At 68.7% G+C, this 19,178-nt stretch carries 14 protein-coding genes and 1 tRNA gene; 5 read left to right on the top strand and 10 right to left on the bottom strand.

The genetic code is table 11. The annotated features are described in order from the left end of the window. Window positions 1-81 precede the first annotated feature (81 nt). The 3 genes from QSJ97_RS01210 to QSJ97_RS01200 form a co-directional block, all read right to left on the bottom strand. Window positions 82-157, bottom strand: a tRNA-Phe gene (locus tag QSJ97_RS01210). A gap of 107 nt (window positions 158-264) precedes the next feature. Beyond that, window positions 265-735, bottom strand: a complete 471-nt coding sequence (locus QSJ97_RS01205; RefSeq protein WP_285669647.1) for a DUF302 domain-containing protein — start codon at window positions 733-735, stop codon at window positions 265-267. 91 nt (window positions 736-826) lie between these two features. Further along, a complete protein-coding gene (locus QSJ97_RS01200) occupies window positions 827-2,002 on the bottom strand; it encodes a YeeE/YedE family protein (RefSeq protein ID WP_285669646.1) in 1,176 nt (391 codons plus the stop codon). Between the two features lie 174 nt (window positions 2,003-2,176). On the opposite strand from QSJ97_RS01200, the gene QSJ97_RS01195 reads away from it, so the two are divergent. The 5 genes from QSJ97_RS01195 to QSJ97_RS01175 all read left to right on the top strand — a co-directional run bounded on the left by QSJ97_RS01195 (window position 2,177) and on the right by QSJ97_RS01175 (window position 10,364). Then, entirely contained in the window at window positions 2,177-3,532 is a 1,356-nt protein-coding gene (locus QSJ97_RS01195; RefSeq protein ID WP_285669645.1) for a tetratricopeptide repeat protein, read from the top strand. Window positions 3,533-3,622: 90 nt separating this feature from the next. Beyond that, on the top strand, window positions 3,623-5,230 hold the full coding sequence (locus tag QSJ97_RS01190; protein WP_285669644.1) for an OpgC family protein: 1,608 nt from the start codon (window positions 3,623-3,625) through the stop codon (window positions 5,228-5,230). A gap of 21 nt (window positions 5,231-5,251) precedes the next feature. Continuing rightward, entirely contained in the window at window positions 5,252-6,022 is a 771-nt protein-coding gene (locus QSJ97_RS01185; protein ID WP_285669643.1) for a RibD family protein, read from the top strand. 308 nt (window positions 6,023-6,330) lie between these two features. Then, a complete protein-coding gene (locus tag QSJ97_RS01180) occupies window positions 6,331-9,732 on the top strand; it encodes an ExeM/NucH family extracellular endonuclease (protein ID WP_285669642.1) in 3,402 nt (1,133 codons plus the stop codon). A gap of 38 nt (window positions 9,733-9,770) precedes the next feature. Continuing rightward, window positions 9,771-10,364, top strand: coding sequence for a hypothetical protein (locus QSJ97_RS01175; RefSeq protein WP_285669641.1), 594 nt, complete (start codon window positions 9,771-9,773; stop codon window positions 10,362-10,364). Window positions 10,365-10,424: 60 nt separating this feature from the next. Here the strand turns inward: QSJ97_RS01175 and QSJ97_RS01170 are convergent, their stop codons facing one another. The 7 genes from QSJ97_RS01170 to QSJ97_RS01140 all read right to left on the bottom strand — a co-directional run bounded on the left by QSJ97_RS01170 (window position 10,425) and on the right by QSJ97_RS01140 (window position 19,177). Then, window positions 10,425-11,306 (bottom strand): CmcJ/NvfI family oxidoreductase, encoded by an 882-nt coding sequence (locus QSJ97_RS01170; RefSeq protein WP_285669640.1) that lies wholly within the window; start codon window positions 11,304-11,306, stop codon window positions 10,425-10,427. Between the two features lie 113 nt (window positions 11,307-11,419). Beyond that, window positions 11,420-12,358: a LysR substrate-binding domain-containing protein gene (locus QSJ97_RS01165; protein ID WP_285669639.1), complete on the bottom strand. Its 939-nt coding sequence runs from the start codon at window positions 12,356-12,358 to the stop codon at window positions 11,420-11,422. A 25-nt stretch (window positions 12,359-12,383) separates the two neighbouring features. Continuing rightward, window positions 12,384-13,361: a C45 family autoproteolytic acyltransferase/hydrolase gene (locus QSJ97_RS01160; RefSeq protein WP_285669638.1), complete on the bottom strand. Its 978-nt coding sequence runs from the start codon at window positions 13,359-13,361 to the stop codon at window positions 12,384-12,386. Between the two features lie 48 nt (window positions 13,362-13,409). Continuing rightward, window positions 13,410-14,861, bottom strand: coding sequence for a biotin carboxylase (locus QSJ97_RS01155; RefSeq protein ID WP_285669637.1), 1,452 nt, complete (start codon window positions 14,859-14,861; stop codon window positions 13,410-13,412). A gap of 15 nt (window positions 14,862-14,876) precedes the next feature. Beyond that, window positions 14,877-17,645 carry an aminotransferase class I/II-fold pyridoxal phosphate-dependent enzyme gene (locus tag QSJ97_RS01150; RefSeq protein WP_285669636.1) on the bottom strand — a complete coding sequence of 923 codons (2,769 nt, stop codon included), beginning with the start codon at window positions 17,643-17,645 and terminating at the stop codon, window positions 14,877-14,879. 58 nt (window positions 17,646-17,703) lie between these two features. After that, window positions 17,704-18,657, bottom strand: a complete 954-nt coding sequence (locus tag QSJ97_RS01145) for a carbon-nitrogen hydrolase family protein (RefSeq protein ID WP_285669635.1) — start codon at window positions 18,655-18,657, stop codon at window positions 17,704-17,706. 85 nt (window positions 18,658-18,742) lie between these two features. Beyond that, window positions 18,743-19,177: a universal stress protein gene (locus QSJ97_RS01140; protein WP_285669634.1), complete on the bottom strand. Its 435-nt coding sequence runs from the start codon at window positions 19,175-19,177 to the stop codon at window positions 18,743-18,745. Window position 19,178 lies beyond the last annotated feature (1 nt).

Below are 19,178 nucleotides of genomic sequence, written 5' to 3'. Positions count from 1 at the left end.
GAGTGCCCGCTGCTCTCAATGAGAAATCCCAGCCCTAAGCAGGTCCGAGATAGGCGATTGCTGCGCAAGTTTATGGAATTGTGGTGCCCAGGGGCGGATTCGAACCACCGACACGCGGATTTTCAATCCGCTGCTCTACCAACTGAGCTACCTGGGCGCCGGTCGGGGGGCGTGAACGCCGCGCCGACGGGCGGTATCTAAGACAGGGAGGCGGCGCTGTCCAGCGCGAATTCGCGCAATTTACCGCTCGTGCTTCCGCTCGGCTCACTCGGCCGCAGCGCGCGCGGCGATGGCGGCGAAGATGGTGTCGAGCTCGCCGGCCAGTGCGGCGAGTTCGTCCCCTCCCTCGGATACGTAGGGCGTGAAGACGAAGCTTGGCGTCTTGTAGGAGAGCGTCGCGGTGCCATCGGCATTCTCGGTGACATAGAAGCGGATCGGCGCCTCGATCATCGCGGCCGTGGAGAGCCGCACCGCGCGCACGGCGAAATCGTTGCGGAAGACGCCGACCACGCGGTTGCCGGGGATCTCGATGCCGCGGCTGGCGGCGGCCCCGGTCGGGCCGGCCTCGGTGACGAGCCCCATCTTCTCGGCCCTGACCGCGGCGCGGAGGCGCTCGAGCAGGGTCTCGTAGGCATGCGGCGTCGGGTGCACGGCCCAGCCGTCGCGCGGGGCCATCTCCGCGGCGGCGGGCAGGGCAACGAGCAGGAGCAGGGCTGCGAGGCGGGGCGGGCGCATGGCGGTCGGACCTCCCGTGATGTGAACGGTGCTCCCGCAGCCTTGCCGGACGGCGGCCCGCCGGCAAGTCACGCCCCCGCGATCTGCCCCCTCATGCGGGGGCGCCGCGCTGCGGCCAGGGCGGGTCCATGGCGATGACGGCGCGCAGCCAGGTGCCGAGCCAGGAGCCGGCGAAGCCCCAGAGCAGCCACCAGAGCCCGTGCATCGAGCCGGAGACCAGACCCCCGAGATAGGCGCCGATATTGCAGCCGAAGGCGAGCCGTGCGCCATAGCCCATCATCAGCCCGCCGATCACCGCCGTGGCGACGTCGCGCGGGGAGAGCTTCAGCACCGGCGCGAAACGACCGGCCAGGGCGCTTGCCGCCATGGCGCCGAGGACGATGCCGAAATTCATCACCGAGGTGCGGTCGGCGAGCAGGCTGTGATCGAGCTGCCCGGCGCGCCAGCCCGACCAGTAGCCCCAGTCGCGCAGCTCCACGCCGACCGCCTCCAGCGCCTTGGCACCCCAGAGCGCGAAGCCCGCCGTCACCCCCCAGGGCCGCTGGAACAGCAGGAAGCAGCCGATGCCCACCGCAGCGAGCCCCAGCGCCCCGGCCCAGAGCGCCCAGGGCCCGCGCAGCCAGGAGCCCTGTGGCCGCAAGGGCTCGAGGCTGCCATGGGCGCGCCGCTCCACCGCGGCGGAGCCGAGCCAGATCGCCGCCAGCAGCAGCCCCAGCGCCGCCAGCGCGCCGAACGGCCCGAAAAGCGAGATCACCGAGGTGCCGGGGATCGCGGGCAGGCCCAGCGATGGCCCGAGCGGGAACCAGAACTCGTGCAGATGCGCCGTCGCCCAGACCGAGCCGGCGATGAAGGCGATCAGCGTCACCAGCATCCGGGTCGAGCCGCCGCCCACGGTGAACAGAGTACCCGAGGCGCATCCTCCGCCGAGCTGCATGCCCGCGCCGAACATGAAGGCGCCGACCGCCGAGGCCAGGCTCATCGGCAGCACCACGGGGTGCATGTTCCACCCCGTCTCCGCCTCGAAGCCGATCAGCGGATAGGTCACGAGGCAGGTCAGCCCGATCAGCAGCATCTGCGCCCGGAGCCCGGCGCCGCGGCGCTCGCGTACCATCCGGCGCCAGGCCGCGGTGAAGCCGAAGGCGGCGTGGTAGAGCGCGAATCCGGCTGCCCCGCCGAGCGCGGCGCCGGCGGCATAGCGCAGCCCCGCTGCGCCCCCCTGCGCGAGATAGGCCGCGAGGCAAAGCGCCACGAGTAGGACCCCGGACAACCATGCAATTCGTGCCGACATCGCAACTCCTCCGTGCATCAGGTCACCTGATTTTAACAAACTTGTTAAGTGAAACCCGGCCGCTTCTTTGTCACAACAGAGTGACTGCATGTCGACAGGGCGCCGGGAACCGACATCTCAGCCTTTAGGGCATCGCCGTACTGGAGGCCAGACATGACCATCACCGACGCCTGCGGGCTTGCCGTCACGCTTCCCTCCGACGCCGCGGCTGCGTCCTGGAACGCGACGGTGCGCGCGGCGCTGCGCCATTGCCGCGAGACGCCGGATCATCTCGGCCGCTGCCTCGGGGCGGCGCCGGATTTCGCCATGGGCTGGGCCGCCAAGGGGCTCTTCACCCTGCTGCTCGGCCGCTCGGAACTGGCGCCGCTGGCCCGCGAGGCCGAGGCGAAGGCGCAGGCGGCGCTCTCCCGGGTCGGCGGCTCGCGACGCGAGCGGGCCTATGTGATCGCGCTCGGCGCCTGGCTCGCGGGGCGCCCGCGGCACGCGGCCGAGATCCTGTCCGGGGTCCTGACCGCGGCGCCGGAGGATGCGCTTGCGCTCAAGCTGGACCATTCGCTGCGCTTCCTGCTCGGCGACCGGCGCGGGATGCTGCGCGAGGCCGCGGCGGCGCTGCCAGCCTATGGGCCGGACCACCCCCTTGCCGGCTATGCGCTCGGCTGCCACGCCTTCGCGCTCGAGGAGATGGGCGCCTATGCACTGGCCGAGCAGGCCGGGCGCCACGGGCTCGAACGCACGCCCGACGATGCCTGGGGTCTCCACGCGGTGGCGCATGTCTATGACATGACGGCGCAGAACGAGACCGGCATCGCCTGGCTCGAGGGGCAGACCGCGCGCTGGGCGCATTGCAACAATTTCGGCGCGCATCTCTGGTGGCATCTCGGCCTCTTCCATCTCGACCGGGGCGAGATCGACCGGGTCCTGGAACTTTACGACAGCCATGTTCGGGCCGAACATACCGACGACTATCGCGACATCGCCAACGGCGCCTCGATGCTCGTGCGCCTCGAGATCGAGGGCATCGAAGTCGGCGATCGCTGGGAGGAGCTGGCCGCGCTGGCCGCGGGCCGGGTGGAGGACGGGGCGGTGGTCTTTGCCGACCTGCACTATCTCCTCGCGCTCGGCGGCGGGGAGCGGGATGCCGAGGCCGAGCGCCTGCTCGCCCGGCTCGCCGCCGATGCCGCCCGGCGCGAGCACGACATGCACGAGGTCGCGGCGGTGGCGGGGCATCCGGCGGCGGTCGGCCTCGTCGCCTTCCGCGCGGGAGACTACGCCACCGCCTTCGAGCGTCTGCGCGGGGTGCGCTGCGACATGCAGCGCATCGGCGGCAGCCATGCGCAGCGTGATGTCTTCTCGCGCCTCATGATCGAGGCCGGCATCCGTGCCGGGCGCTGGGCGGAAGCCGAGTCGGAGATCCGGGCCCGGGTGCAGCGCCGCGGCGCCGAGGACGGTTTCACCCGCCGCCGCCTCGCCGCGCTCGGCCGGGCGCGGGCTGCCGTTGCGGCGGAATGAGCGTGCACGCGCGTTGATCTTGCTGTATGTCGCGCCCGACCGTGCCTGCTCCCGTGCGGCGCCGGCGCCAAGACCACGAGACCGGACCGGATGAACAAAGAGCCCAGCACGACCACCACCGGCGATCCCCGCGGCGCCCGCCGCCCCCGCGACCCGCGGCTCGACTTCTTTCGCGGCATCGCGATGTTCATCATCCTGCTGGCGCATACCCCGGGCAACACCTGGACGCTGTGGATCCCGGCGCGTTTCGGCTTCTCCGACGCCACCGAGATCTTCGTCTTCTGCTCCGGCATGGCCTCGGCGCTGGCCTTCGGCGCGGTGTTTGCCAACAAGGGCTTCCTGCTCGGCACGGCGCGCATCGGGTTCCGTGTCTGGCAGGTCTACTGGGCGCATATCGGGGTGTTCCTCGCCACCGCGATCATGCTCTTCGCGATCGATCACTATGGCATCGGCAATCGCGAGCGGCCCTATATCGAGGGGCCCTGGGTGGTGCCGCTCTTCGAGCAGACCGGCGAGGCGCTGATCGGGCTGTTCACCCTCACCTACGTGCCGGGGCTGTTCGACATCCTGCCGATGTATCTCGTGATTCTCGCGATGATCCCGGCGGTCATGGCGCTGCACCGGATCGGCGGGGTGCCCGCGGTGGTGGCCGCGGTGATCGCGGTCTGGGTGCTTGCCAACCTCGCGGGCTATGCGCGCAGGATGGACGGGGCGGAGGACATCGCCGCCTGGCAGGCCTGGCTGGCCGCCGCCGGCGAGCCGTTCCGCTGGATGAACTTCCCGTCGCTGCCCTGGGGCGACAATGTCTGGTTCTTCAACCCCTTCGGCTGGCAGCTCGTGTTCTTCACCGGCTTCGCCTTCGGCATGGGCTGGCTGCCGGCGCCGCCGGTGCGGCGCTGGCTGGTGCTGCTGGCCGCGGGCTTCCTGGTGCTGACGGTGCCGTTCGCCTGGTACAAGTTCCACGGCGGCTTTTCCTTCGTGGCCGACACCGCGGTCCATGAGGCGATCCGCGGCGTGCGGGGCTTCATCGAGCCGTTCTGGTGGAAGAGCTGGCAGGGGCTCGGGCGCTTCCTGCATTTCCTCGCGCTGGCCTATCTCGCCTGGGCAGCGGTGGGGCCGGGTGGCATCCGGCTCTCCGAGGGCTTTACCCGCCTGCCGGTGCCGAACGGGCGCGTCGCGCTGGCCGCGGGGCTGGCGATGCTGGGGACCCTGCCGCTGGCCTACCCGCAGGAGATCGGCCTGGCGGTGGAGGGCTACGCCGACTGGATCGACGGGCTCGTCAGCTTCAACCAGCTCGGGATGATCCAGCTCCTGCACCTGGCGGCGCTACTGCTGTTTCTCTGGGCGGCGATCGGAGACCATGCGCGGCGCTGGATCTGCCGCGACGCCTTCCTTGCCACCGTGCCGGTGATCCGCAAGGTGGGCACGCAGAGCCTTGCGGTCTTCATGGTCTCGATTCCGCTGGCGCGGTTTAACGGCTGGGTGATGGACGTGATCGGCCGGGATGTCTGGACCCGTGCCGCGGTCAACATCTCCGGCTTTGCCATATTGATTGCCGTGGCCTATTTCGTCGCGTGGTTGAAGCAACAGCCGTGGCGCGGTGCGCCGAAGCCGGCGCCGGTGGTGCCGGGCAGCACCGCCGGGCTGTCCAGCCGGTCCTCGGGCGGGCCCGTGCCCGCCCGGCCGGTGCAAGGCTAGGTGACGGAACGGAGAAGAACAGTGCTCCTCGATGCCAAGACCGCCACGATCCGCCACCGGGCGTCGGACTATGATGCCGCCGAGGCGCTGGCCGGGCTTGCCCCGCGCGAGCGCGATCGGCCGGTGGTCATCGGCCAGCTTGGCCAGTCGCTCGATGGACGGATCGCCACCCCCGCGGGGGAGTCGAAATACATCAATGGCCACGAGGCGCTGCGCCACCTGCACCGGCTGCGCGCGAAGGTCGACGTGGTGCTGGTGGGCGTCGGAACCGCCATCGCCGACGATCCGCAGCTCACGACGCGCCATGTGCCGGGGCCGAACCCGGTGCGGGTGGTGATCGACCCGCGCGGGCGGATGCCGGCCGATCTCGCCATGCTGCATGACGGCGCCGGGCCGGTGATCGCGATCACGCTGCCGGGCGTTGCCGTGCCGGCCGGTGTCGAGGCGCTGGCGCTCTGCGGCGACGAGACCGGCTCCATCCCGCCCGCCAGCATCGTCGCGGCGCTTGCTGCCCGCGGCATGGCATCGGTGCTCGTGGAGGGCGGGGCGGAGACGCTGGCGCGCTTCCTCGATGCCGGTGCCGTGGACGAGCTGCACCTCATGGTCGCGCCCATCGTGCTCGGCTCGGGCAAGACCGGGCTCAACCTTGCGCCGATCGAGACGCTGGACGAGGCGATGCGCCCCGAGGTGCTGACCATGCGGTTTCGCGACGGCGACATGCTCTGCCTCTGCGACCTCTCGCGCGAGCGCGCGGCGATGGCCCGGCGCTGCCCGCTCACCGCCGCCTCCTGACCGTGCAGGCGCTTCGCGCGCCACCATGCCCCGAACGGCCCTGGCGCTCCCGGCATGGCCGTGCCGGGCCGCCGGCGCGTCCCGAAGCCGGTCATTCGTCGCGATATCGTCGTTTTTAATTCAAACCGATTTCATACAAATATTACCGGTCCCCCGCTAAGCAGCGACCCGTGGGCCTGCGGTGTCCGGCGCGTATTCGGCGTCGAACAGGCCGCAGCGAGCAGAACGGCATCGAGGCAACCGGGCTGATCGCGCGACCGACGGGCGCGCCTCGGTTCGATCTATGTGGGGCAGACGGGGGACAAAACATGGCAATCATCGCATTTGATCTGGTGAACGGCACCAGCCAGAACCGGACGAGCCGGACCATCACGCCGGACAACTCGGGCAGCAACGGCGCCTTTGCCGGCAGCATCTTCGACGTGTTCGGCATCACCGACCGCACGATCAATTTCGATTTCGCCGACGACTCGGCCGGCAGCTTCGCCTCCGACACCTTCGGCTTCGTCGCGACCGGCGACACCGCCCCGTTCTTCGGCGTCGAGGATCTCGACAACGGCGACAACGCCGGCGGCACCGGCACCGCGGTCTGGGTCTTCGACATCTCCGGCGCGACCAGCCTCACTGACATCACCATCGACTTCGCCGCGATGGGCGACTTCGAGGCGGGCGACAACGGCCACAGCTTCACCGCCAGCATCGACGGCGGTTCGGCGGTCACGCTCTTCGACATCGACAGCGACGAGAGCATCGCCTTCGGCTACACCATGGAGGGCGGCGCGACCGTCACCCTCAACGACCCGCTGACCGTGAACGGCACCGGCCTCGCCAACGTCATCCCCAACAGCTTCACCACCTTTTCCAGCAGCGCCCTCTCGGGCATGAGCGGCAGCACGCTCACGATCACCTACGAAGCCGGCGCGAACAATGGCGGCTCGGAGGCCTTCGGCTTCCGCGAGATCGTGGTGAACGGCACCGAAGGGGCGCCGGCGCCGGGCAACATCGTGATCACCGAGATCATGCAGAACCCCAAGGCGGTGCTCGACGCCGACGGCGAGTGGTTCGAGATCACCAACACCGGCGGCACCGCGGTCGACATCAACGGCTGGACCATCCGGGACGACGGCAGCGACAGCCACGTGATCGACAACGGCGGCCCGCTGCTGGTCGCGCCCGGCGCCTATGTCGTGCTCGGCAGCAAGGACGACGGTAACATCAATGGCGGCGTTGCGGTCGACTACGCCTATGCCGGCTTCACGCTGGCCAACGGCGCCGACGAGATCATCCTGGTCGATGGCACCGGCACCGAGATCGACCGGGTGGCGTATGACGGCGGCACCGCCTTCCCCGACCCGGACGGCGCCTCGATGGAGCTGAACGACCCGACCAACGACAACAGCCTTGCCGCCAACTGGGCCGAGGCCACCGCGATCTTCGGCGATGGCGACCTGGGCACCCCGGGCGCAGCCAATGGCGGCAGCACCGACGGCGGCACGCCGACCGCGCGCTTCATCCACGAGATCCAGGGCGCCGGCGCCGTCAGCCCCGAGCTCGGCAACGTGGTCACCGTGACCGCCGTCGTCACCGCGGATTTCCAGGACGCCGCCGACAGCGACTTCAACGGCTTCTTCCTGCAGGAGGAGACCGCCGACGAGGATGCCGACCCGCTGACCTCCGAGGGCATCTTCGTCTTCGAGGGCGCCAACGCGGTCGATGTCAATGTCGGCGACCTCGTCACCGTGACCGGCACCGTCTCCGAGTTTGCCGGCGAGACGCAGATCTCCGGCGTGACCTCGGTCACCGTCGATGCCGCGCCGGGCATCGGCGCGGTCACCCCGGCGATCATCGGCCATGCCGCCGACGACGGCCTCGTCGCCGGCACCACCACCAATGCCGACGGCAATACCATCGCCGACTACGAGGCGTATGAGGGCATGCTGGTGACCGTGCCGGAGACGCTGACGGTGAGCGATCTCTTCACCCTCGGCCGCTACAACGAGGTGAGCCTGACCGCCGGCGGGCGCATCGCCAACTTCACCCAGGAGAACGCGCCGAGCGTCGCGGACTATGCCCAGTGGGTGCTCGACACCGCCCGCCGCGGCCTGCTGATCGACGATCCCTTCAACGACGACGGCGCGCAGAACAGCGACCCGGTATATCCGCAGGGCGGCGGCCTCGATGCCGATGTGCCGCGGGTGCTGCGCTCGGGCGACACGGTGACCGGCCTGACCGGCGTGATCACCTATCGCGATCCCTCCAGCTTCGAGGGCGAGAACTACCGCCTGATCCCGACCGAGGAGCCGGTCTTCACCGCGGCCAACCCGCGCGATGCCACGCCTTCGGTCTCGGAGAGCGACTACAAGGTCGCCTCCTTCAACGTGCTCAACTACTTCAACGGCAATGGCCTCGGCGGCGGCTTCCCGACCTCGCGCGGCGCCAGCAACGCCGACGAGTTCGACCGCCAGCGCGACAAGATCATCGACGCGATCGCCACCATCGACGCCGATGTGGTGGGCCTGATCGAGATCGAGAACGACGGCTTCGGCACAAACAGCGCGATCGCCGACTTGGTGGCGGGGCTCAACCTCGTCTCCTCGCGCAGCTATGCCTTCGTCGATCCGGGCACCTCCGGCGTCGGCACCGACGAGATCGCGGTGGGCTTCATCTACGACACCTCCACCACCTCGCTGTCCGGCGCGGCAGAGATCCTCGACAAGGCCGACGACGCACGCTTCGACAGCGACAACCAGCGCGCCTCGCTGGCCCAGACCTTCAGCGAGACCGCCAGCGGCGAGAGCTTCACCGCGGTGGTCAACCATTTCAAGTCCAAGGGCTCCTCGGCGGGCAACCCGGGCGACGCCGATATCGGCGACGGCCAGGCCGCCAGCAACGGCACCCGCACCGATGCCGCCGAGGCGCTGGTCGACTGGCTCGCCACCGACCCGACCGGCTCGGGCGACGAGGACTTCCTGATCCTCGGCGATCTCAACGCCTATTTCATGGAAGACCCGATCCAGGCGATCCTCGAGGGGGCGGACGACATCGTCTCCACCGCCGACGACTTCACCAGCCTGGTGGATGCGGGCGACTACTCCTACGCCTTCCCGGTGGGCCTCGACTCGGTCAACTACGTGCAGGTCTTCGGCACCCTCGACTATGCGCTCGCCAACAGTTCGCTGCTCGGGCAGGTGACCTCCGCCGAGGCCTGGCACATCAACGCCGACGAGCCGGCGGTGCTCGACTACAACACCGACTTCACCTCCGCCGCGCAGGACGTCTTCCTCTACAACGACGACCCGTTCCGCTCCTCCGATCACGACCCGATCGTCGTCGGCCTCGATCTCGGCGGTGCGGCCACGGTCAACATGGTTGCCGGCACCGCGGGCAACGACGCGCTCACCGGCACCGATGGCGCGGACCTGATCATCGGCAATGGCGGCGGCCTCGACCGGATGCGCGGCATGGGCACGGGCGATGGCGACATCTTCGACCTCTCCGCGATCCGCGCCGACAGCGGCCGCAACGTGGTCCGGATCCACGACTACGAGGAGGGCGAGACGATCCGCGGCTTCCTGCGCGAGGACATCGACCAGGTGCGCAGCTTCGGCGACACCCTCTATCTCAGCTTCAGCGACGACCGCGACCTCGTGGTCCTCACCGGCACGAACGACATCGAGCAGGTGGTCTTCGAAGACCTCCCGATTGCCTGATGCGCGCGCTCAACGGATCTCACCAGGAGTATGTACAGATGACCACCCGGACCTTCGGCTGCGCGCTCGTCGCCCTCGCCCTCGGCCTCGCCGCCGCCCCCGCCGATGCCGCGCTCTTCGAGGGCTACGACATCGACACCTCGATCTCGATCACCGAGACCGGTGTCCTCGCCGACAACGACATCGGTTTCGGCGGCTTCTCGGTGATCGGCAACGATGCCGCGACCGGCACCGGCTATACCGGCGACACCGCCGATCTCAGCATCTTCATCAGCGGCATCATCGAGACCGGGGCGCCGCTCTCGGGCGATCTGTCGGTCGATGGTGCGGGCGGCAATGTGCTCACCGGCACGCTGGTGGAGGTCGAGACCATGCTCGATCCTTCGGGCGACGACATGCTCGGTCTGCTCTTCGGCGATCTCGGCGGCCCGGCCATGGCGGAGTTCGGCTGGTTTGCCGCGGTCACGCTGATCGGCGAGTTCGGCGACGATCCCTTCGGCGACACCGGCTTCTCCTTTGCCATCGCCGATATCGAGATCAACTCGGCCGAGATCCCGCTGCCGCTGCCGGCGGCGCTGCTGCTGACCGCGCTGGCGGGCACTGCACTGGTCTCGCGCCGCCGCGCCGCCTGAGACGCCACGCAGAATGCGGCGGCGCGCGAAGACCCGCGCCGCCGGTCCCGGGCAACCCGGTTACTCGATCACCACGATGGTGCGGACCTCGATGCTCTCGCGCGGCGGGGCGCCCGGGTCCTGCTCCGGCAACTGGAAGGCGGAATGCGGGGTGTATTGCGCCCGCCCGTCCTCGAGGCTGTCCCAGCCCTTGATCAGCAGAACCTCGTCCACCGTCATCTCCGGGGCATAGTACCAGCGCTGCGCCGGGTCATAGGCGAGGTGGTAGATCTCGCCGACGCGGTCGGGGAAGATCTGGTCGGTGGCCACCAGATGCTCGGGCTTCACGCTGCGGGCATCGGCCAGCGCCAGCGGCGCACGGCGCACCGGTCCGCGGATCGGCCGCCAGACATTCACCTGCACCAGCCGTGCGCCCTCGGCCTCGAGCCGGGCGACCTCCTGCGAGCCGAGCACGTCGCGTGCCCGTTGCGGGCCGCTCCTCGCGGTGTAGTCGACATGGATCCGCGAAGCCGGACCACGGTTGCCGTCGCGGTTGCGTGCGCCCTGGCCGCTGTCCGAGCGGCGGGTGGCGTCGAAGATCGCGACGCGGCTGGCTCCGAACTCGCGGGTCAGGAGCGCGGCGATCTCGCGGAAATAGGCGCCCTCCACCGCGTCGTCGTCATGGAGGTTGCGCACCCAGCTCGGCGCTTCCCGGAGCGCGAAGCCCTCGCGGTCGAGGCTCGGCGCCTCGACGAGCCGGCGCATGTCGGCGATCGGCACGGGGTGCTCCTCCACCGCGAAGCGGTACTGCGCCTTGCCGCCCGTAAAGGCCTGGCTGTAGAAAACGGGTTTCTGCGCCTGCGGCGTGATGAAGGTGAGCGGTGCGACAACCTCCGCAGGCCGCTGGCGGGGGCTGGCGGCGGCGCTGCCGGCGCTGACGAAGCTTGAGGAAATCTGGTTCATCTCGGCTCTCCACTGGCATCTCGCGCGCCGTGTTGGCGCCCTTCCATGCGGTGAATGTGGAGGATGATGGCTGCCGGGCCAAACGAGTTCGGCTCAGCACGGCTTGAGGAATTTTAAAGTCCGGCGCCCTTCCATGCCGCCCGCGCCTGCGCCGAACCGAACTCTGCCGCCTCCGCTTCCAGCCAGCGCGCGAGCCGGCGGGCCGCGGCCGAGGGGCTGACGCCCGCGGCGCGGCAGAGGAAATAGCCGGTGCCGGTGGGGTCCGCCCCGCCGAAGGGGGCGATCAGCGTGCCGCGCTCGAGCCGCGGCTCGATATAGGGTGAGCGGCCGAGGCCGATCCCGTGCCCGGCCTCGGCGAGCTGGAGCACCTGCTCGATGGCGTCGAGCGGCAGCATGGTCTCGGCCGGCGGCGGTGCGAGCCCGCGGGCGCGCGCCCATTCCTCCCATTCGCCGGGGGTCAGGCGGTTGACGAGATAGCGCACGCCGCCAGGCAGGGCGGAGAGCGGCCCCTCGGCCGCGGGGAGCAGGCCGGGCGCGGTGACCGGCGTGGCCAGGTCCTCGAAGAGATGCGCCGCCTCGACGCCTGGCCAGCTGCCGCGTCCGTGCCGGATCGCGAGGTCCACCTGGTCGCGCACCAGGTCGACGAGCCGGGCGGTCAGCACGAGCTGCACGTCTATCCCGGGGTTCGCCGCCTCGAAGGCGCCGAGCCGCGGGATCAGCCAGGTCGCGGCGAAGGAGGTCGGCAGGGTGAGGCGCACCCCGGTGCGCCCGCGGGCCGGGAGCACCTCGGCGGTGGCGGCCTCGATCTCGCGCAGCGCCGGCTCGATGCGCGCGAGATAGCGCCGGCCGGTCTCGGTGAGCACGAGCCGGCCCGAGCTGCGATCGAAGAGCGCGGTGTGGAGCCGCTCCTCGAGCTGGCGGATCTGGTGGCTGACGGCGGATTCGGTGACGCCGAGCTCGGCCGCGGCATCGGCCATCCGCCCGTGCCTCGCCATCGCGCCGAGCGCCTCGAGCGCGCGGAGCGGCGGGATGGGGGCGCGGTCCGCTGCCATCTGTGCGCCGGGCCGGTTCGACCGCTCAGGCCGCGCTGGGCATGGCGATGTGGCGCGCGCCTTCGGAGAAGCCCGACAGCGTGAGTGGCCAGCGCACCCGCGGCCAGCGCAGCTCCATGGTCCGCGCCCGGGGGCGGTAGACGGCGGTGTAGAGCGTGCCGAAGCCCTGGTTGAAGGCGGTGGAGTAGAGCGGCGGTTTGAGGAAGGCGCCGATGAACTTCTCCTGGCTCTCCGGGTGCAGGGTGAGCCGGGCCAGCAGATAGCGCTCGCGCTCCACGGTGGCGGTGAAGCGGGCATGGCTCGACCATTCCACCCGCGCCTGGTGGTTGGTGGCAACCGCCGCATGGGTCACCACCGGCTCCCGGTCGGGCGAGAGATAGACCGTCGAGAACCGCCGCTGCGCGTCGAGCACGGTGACGTTGTAGCTCATGTGGCAGGGGATGCGGCGGAGCGCGGCCACCGCCTCCTCGGCGGTTTCGCAGACCTGCAGCACATAGCGCAGGATCAGCGGGACGCCGAAGCCGTCGCCCACCACCCGCCGCCCGCCGAAGGTCAGCGAGACCGCGAGCCCGGCATCGTTCACGCCGTCGACCATGCCCCAGAGCCCGTCGGAGGTGCCCATCACCGCGCGCCCCAGCCACTCGGTGCGCAGCACCACCGCATCGAAGGCGGTCGGCGAGTAGTCGTAGTTGCGGACCAGCATCGGCTCCTCGCCGGGCCAGATCGCCTGGGAGCAGCCGGCGAGATAGGGCGGCGGGCAGAAGAAGGAGAGGAACCGCGCCGCGCTGTCGCCGCCGCCGGCCAGCTCGCAGAGCCGGTCATAGAGATCGCCGAGCTCCGGCATGTGCGCGCGCAGCGCCCGCCGGCTCTCGAAATAGGGCGGGCGGGCCTCGAGCCCGTTGCGCGCCCACCAGTCGTGATAGGCGGGCCAGTGCTCATGGAAGAGCCCGGCCCAGATCGGGCCGGGGGTGGTCTCGGAAATGGCGCGGAAGGCTAGCTGCATCATCGTCTCCTAGCCGCCGCCGCCGCGCCGGGCAAGCGCAGCCCCGCGTCAGAGGATCTTGAAGGCCGGGCTCTCGAGCTCCGCTGCGGTCGGCAGCGGGCGGGCCTGGAAGGCGCGCTTGATGCCGTTGATCCATTTCTTCGAGCGCTCGGTCAGCTTGAAGCTCTGGGTCATCGACCGCCCCCGGGTGACGAGGATGCCGAGATCCGCGCCCTCGTAGCGATAGTCTCCCGGCTTCAGGATGCGCAGGAAGAAGGCCTCCTTCTCCGATTCCACCGCGCGGCGGTGATAGTCGAACCGGTCGAACACCACGCTGCCGTCGTCGAGCATCCGGTAGATGCCGCTCTCCGGGGCCTGGGTCAGGATGTCGACCGAATCCTCCGTATGCTTGATCACCATCTGCGACCAGCTGTCGATCATGTCCGGATCGGACCAGCGCGCGTTCAGCGCCTCGACGTCGAGATCGAACTCCTTGCCGGAGAACTCGAGCAGGTGGAACAGGAAGAGCGGCGCATCGGCATGGGCGAAGGCGGCATGGTTGGTCATCGAGCTGGCGCCGGTGATCCGGGGATTGAGCTCGCCGAGCCAGATGTCGTTGGTCTTCTTGTCGATCAGGAAATCGAGCTCGAAATAGCCCCGATATCCCTCCTTCTTGAGCTGTTCGCCGAACTTGAAGGTCAGCTCGCGGGCCTTCTGGCGCACCTTGGGCGGGAAGGCGGTGGAGAAGATCTCGTTGCCGCACCAGCCGCCGCGATAGGGGGTGAGCTCCTTGAAGCCGACCAGCTCGGTCATCAGCGGGCCGACGATGGTCCCCTGCTTGGTGGCGCAGGCCTCGATGGCGGAGCCGCGGCAGTCGATCCGCTTCATGATCTTGATCTCGCCCTGTCCGACGATCTCGTGCTCATGCTTGCGGAAATCCGACTCCGACTTGATGAAGAAGGTGGTGTGGCCGCTGTCGCCGAAGGCCGATTGCAGCACCAGGTCCGAGCCGAGATCGCTCTTCTTGCAGATCTCCTCGAGATGCTCGTAGCCCTCGACCTCGGAGAGCGTGTTGGGCACCGACGGCACGCCGGCCTTGTTGCCGATGCGGACGGTCTCGATCTTGTTGTCGCAGTTCTCGCGCAGCTTCGCCTTCGGGAACCAGATCTCCGCGCCGATTTCCTTGGCGATCTTCTCGGTCTCCTTGTCGAACATCAGGAAGACCAGCTTCGGCTTGCCGCCCCGGTTCTTCATGTAATCGAGCACCTCCTTGTGCTGAAGGAGGTAGTTGTTGATGTCCTCGATCGACTGGAACTCGTGATGCGGCTGCTCGGAAGGGCAGAACACGTTGGGATGCCGGCCGTCATAGCAGTCGAGATAATTGATGTACTTGAAGTTCTTCACCCATTCGTCGATGCCGAGCAGGTTGAAGTTGGTCGCGGAGATGAAGTAGATCGGGTGCTCGTTACGGTGAAAGTACCGGCGGATCTCGGAGATGTTCTTCAGCTTCTTTTTCGGCATGATGCCCTCCCAGGTTTATTCAGCGGCCTTGGCAAGCGTGCGGCTGGCGTGACGGGCGAGCGCCTCGTCGGTGAACACCCGCAAACCCAGATCGGGCCGGTAGCCGTGGATCTCGTTGACGTCGAGCGCCCGCATGAACGCGAGGATCTCCTCGGAGATCACCTGCCCCGGCACGAGGATCGGGAAGCCGGGCGGGTAGGGGATGATGAAGCTCGCCGAGACCAGCTCGCGCCCCGAGGACATCGCTTCCTTCAACTCGCCATGCAGATCGAGATAGTCGCAATTGTCCTCGTCGTAGGCGAGGAAGAAGGCCGAGCGTATGTCGCCCTCCGGCGTCGCGTGGTCGGCGCAGCGGAAGGCATCGTGGAAGCGGGAGAAATCCGGCAGCGGCGGCAGGTCCTCCACCAGCGAGCGGACCCGGCGCTCGAAGGCGCGGCGCTCCATCTTCGAGGCATCGTCGAGCAGGTCGTCGAGCTCCTTGGCGATCTCGACCAGCACCTCGATCAGATAGGCGACCGAGGAGCGCGTCGTCCCGATATTGGTCATGAACAGGACGGTGTTGCGCGAGGTCTTGTTGATCTGGATACCGAAGCGATCCATCAGGATCTTGGTCTTGAAGGTGTCGCCGTCCCAGCCGGTGCCGCCGACCGCGAGGGTCACCCGCGTCGCGTCGAGCACGAATTCGTCCTGTGACCAGCACTCCCAGAAATCCGCCCAGCCCTGCTCGGGATCGTAATAGGAGCTGACGCCGCTCTCGCGATACTGCTCGGGGATCATGTCGCCCGCGGTCAGCACCTTGAAGTATTTCTGCAGCAGGGGATGGGTGTGGATCGCCCGGCGCAGCGACATCGCCGCCTCGACCTGGCGCTGGATGAACTCGAACCCCTCGAGCTCGACCTGCCGCCGGCCGACATCGAGCGAGGCGATGATCTGGTAGTTCGGCGAGGTCGAGGTGTGGGTCATGTAGGCTTCGTGGAAGCTCTGCTCGACCTCGCCCTTGAAGTCCTGATCGTTGACATGGATCATCGAGCCCTGCCGCAGCGCGGTCAGCGTCTTGTGGGTCGACTGGGTGGAATAGACCCGCACCCGGGCATTCGGCGGCGGCAGCAGCCGGGTATCCAGCAGCGTCTCGGTATCCGGGGCCTCGCCGAGTTCCGCCTGCTGCGCCTCGTAGGCCTTGCGGTGATCCTCGCCGCGCAGCCGCTCGCGCATGAAGTTGGCGGTGTTCATCGCGGTGCGCTGGCGATAGGTGGGGCCGAAGCGTGCGAAGGCGAACCAGGCTTCGTCCCACAGGAACACGAGATCCGGCTTGATCGCGAGGCATTCCTCCATCACCCGTTCGACATTGTAGACGATGCCGTCGAAGGTGCAGTTGGTCAGCAGCAGCATCCGCACACGGTCGAGCTTGCCGGTCTCCTTGAGCGCGAGCAGCTGGTGCTTGATCTCGCGGATCGGCACGGCGCCGTACATCGAGTATTCGTGCAGCGGATAGCTGTCGAGATAGACCACCTCGGCACCGGCCAGCACCATGCCATAGTGGTGCGACTTGTGGCAGTCGCGGTCCACCAGCACGATGTCGCCGGGGCGGACCAGCGCCTGCACCACGATCTTGTTGCAGGTCGAGGTGCCGTTGGTGGCGAAGAAGGTGTGCTTGGCGCCGAAGGCGCGGGCCGCCAGCTCCTGGGCTTCCTTGATCGGGCCGTGCGGCTCGAGCAGGCTGTCGAGCCCCCCGCTGGTGGCGGAGGTCTCGGCAAGGAAGATGTTGGGCCCGTAGAAGGCGCCCATGTCCTGGATCCAGTGGCTCCGGGTGATCGATTTGCCGCGGCTGATCGGCATCGCGTGGAAGACGCCGGTGGGCTGCTTGGAATACTCCTTGAGCGCGGTGAAGAAGGGCGACTTGTAGCGCGCATTGACGCCGCGCAGGATGTTCAGGTGCAGCTCGAGGAAGTCTTCCTGATTGTAGAACACCCGGCGGCATCGGCCGAGATCATGGCCCGCGATCTCCTCCACCGAGCGGTCGGTGATGAGATAGGCGTCGAGCTCCGGGCGGACCTTCTCGATCAGCCGGCAGAGCTCCGGGGCGTATTGCGAGGGCATAAGCGAATCGACGTCCTCGTTGCCGATGCGCGTGAGGTAGCGGGTCAGGATCGGCAGCGTGTTCTGCGACTTGAGCCGCAGGCCGGGGCGCACGATCACCGCCTGGATGTTGTGGTTGAACAGGATCGCGATCAGCGCGTCCTCGAGGCTCGGCACCATCACCGGCTCGTAGATGAAGGGGTCCTCCGAGCGGCGCATGCGGGCGAGGCTGGCGCGCAGCCAGCGCTCCTGCTGCTCGTGCAGGTCGTCGACGATCAGCACCTCGAAATAGGGCCGGGCAAGCGCCCGCGCCTCGATCGGGATGGTGGATTCGTCCTCGATGTCCTCGGAGTCGGCCTCATCGCGCGCCAGCGGCACATGGCGCCGGCGATAGGCGCCCGAGGTCAGCGCGCGCACCACGCGGCGCACCGAGAAGGCCAGCTCGTCCCACGACTTGTGCTCGTGCTGGCGGCGCATGTGATCGAAGGCATGGAGGCCGGGAAAGGCCCAGTAGACCTCGATCGGGGCCAGCGCCTCGAACAGCGCATCGACCCGTTGCGCGGCCTTCACAACGCCGCGGCCCTCCGGCCCGATCTCCGCGAGACGGTCGGCGGCCTCGCGGAGGGCGCTCCAGCGATCGGATCGCAGCTGGATGGCGCTGTAGTAGTCGCTGATCGATGTCAGCCTGCGCCCGTTCTCGTCCGGCATCGTTGTCTCCCCTGCTGGTGCACGGGTTGGAGCGGACGGATTGCTGCGATCCGGCCGCTCATCCCGAGGCGATCTTCGGCGCCACTGCCTGCAGCGTGCCGTGTTCGATTGGTGCGAGCTCGGCTCGCGGATCGTGATGCGCCAGCCCGCCCTGGGTGCCCTGGCGCGGCATCTCGAGCGGGCCGAGGCCGTGCAGATAGGCATCCGCGCCCGAGTTGCGGTCATAGACGGAGAAATCGACCGAGCGGTCGCGGAAGCTCTTGAGCACCTGGCCGAGCCCGCGCATGCCGGTCTCGCGCTGGCGCCGCACCTGCTCGAGATCGATCTCGAAGGGGAACATGTCCTCCTGCCCGCCGGACTGGTGCAGCACCACCGCCGAAGGGTCGATCACGCAGGACCGCCCGACGCCGCCCGCGCCGAGGCCGTTGACATCGAACACGTAGCACTGGAACTGCGCCGCCGTGGCGCGCGCGATGGCGAGCTCGGCATCGCGGTCGGTGGTGCCGGTCAGCACCGGGTGCAGCAGCACCTCGACGCCCTGGCTGGTGAGCTGGCGCGTGGTCTCCGGGAACCAGATATCGTAGCAGATCGAGAGGCCGAAGCGCCCGACCTCGGGCACGTCGAAGACGCAAAACTCGGTGCCCGCCTCGATTCCGGTCTCGTAGGGCCGGAACGGAAACATCTTGCGGTATTTCGCGACGACCTCGCCTTCCGGGTTGATCACCACGGCGGTGTTGTAGATCCGCCCGTCGGGCGTCTGCTCGAACATCGAGCCGGGGATCAGCCAGATCCGGTGACGCCGGGCATCGGCGCAGAACTGGTCGATGGTCGCGTTCGGGAAGCTCTCCGCATAGCGCGGCAGCGGGCCGAAGGGCGAGAGCTCGCTGAACAGAACCATCTGCGTCCAGGGGAAGCGGGCCATCAGGATGTCGATGCGATGGCGCATGGCCTCGACATTGCCGTGCAGGGCCGCAACGTGCATCTGGACGCCGGCGATCGCGAAGGGGGTCATACAGTGGGTCCTCTGTGAGGGAGCTTCAGACCCAGACGATATTGGTTCTCCCCCCGGCTTGGCAATCTGGCCCGCATGAACAATCTCAGTTGCCCCGCACAATCAGCACCGACTGAGGCGCGTGGTGCACGATCCGGTCGGCCATCGAGGACACGAAGAGGGTTCGCAGGCTGTCCGGCTTGTGCGAGGCCATCACGATGAGCGTGGCCCCGAGGCGCTCGGCCGCGGCGAGGATCTCCTCCGCCGGGTGGCCATGGGCGACGTGGCACTGGTGCGCGGTGCCCGCGGGCAGCGTCTCCTGCGCGATCCTCGCCAGATCGGCCTCGGCGCGCTCCAGCATCTCGCGCTCGTGGCCCTCGGGAAAATACTGCGCGACCATCGACATGCCGAGATCCGGCACGACGCAGAGCAGGTGCAGCTCGGCGTCGCGCAGGCGGGCCTCCCTCGCCGCTTCCGGCAGCGCGATCTGCCAGGATTTCTCATGCGCGAGATCGACCGGGCACAGGATTCGGGCGGCCATG

The sequence above is a fragment of the Paralimibaculum aggregatum genome (genome assembly GCF_030270585.1).
Taxonomy (GTDB): Bacteria; Pseudomonadota; Alphaproteobacteria; order Rhodobacterales; family Rhodobacteraceae; genus Thermohalobaculum; species Thermohalobaculum aggregatum.
This window is presented reverse-complemented; position numbering and strand designations above follow the sequence as displayed.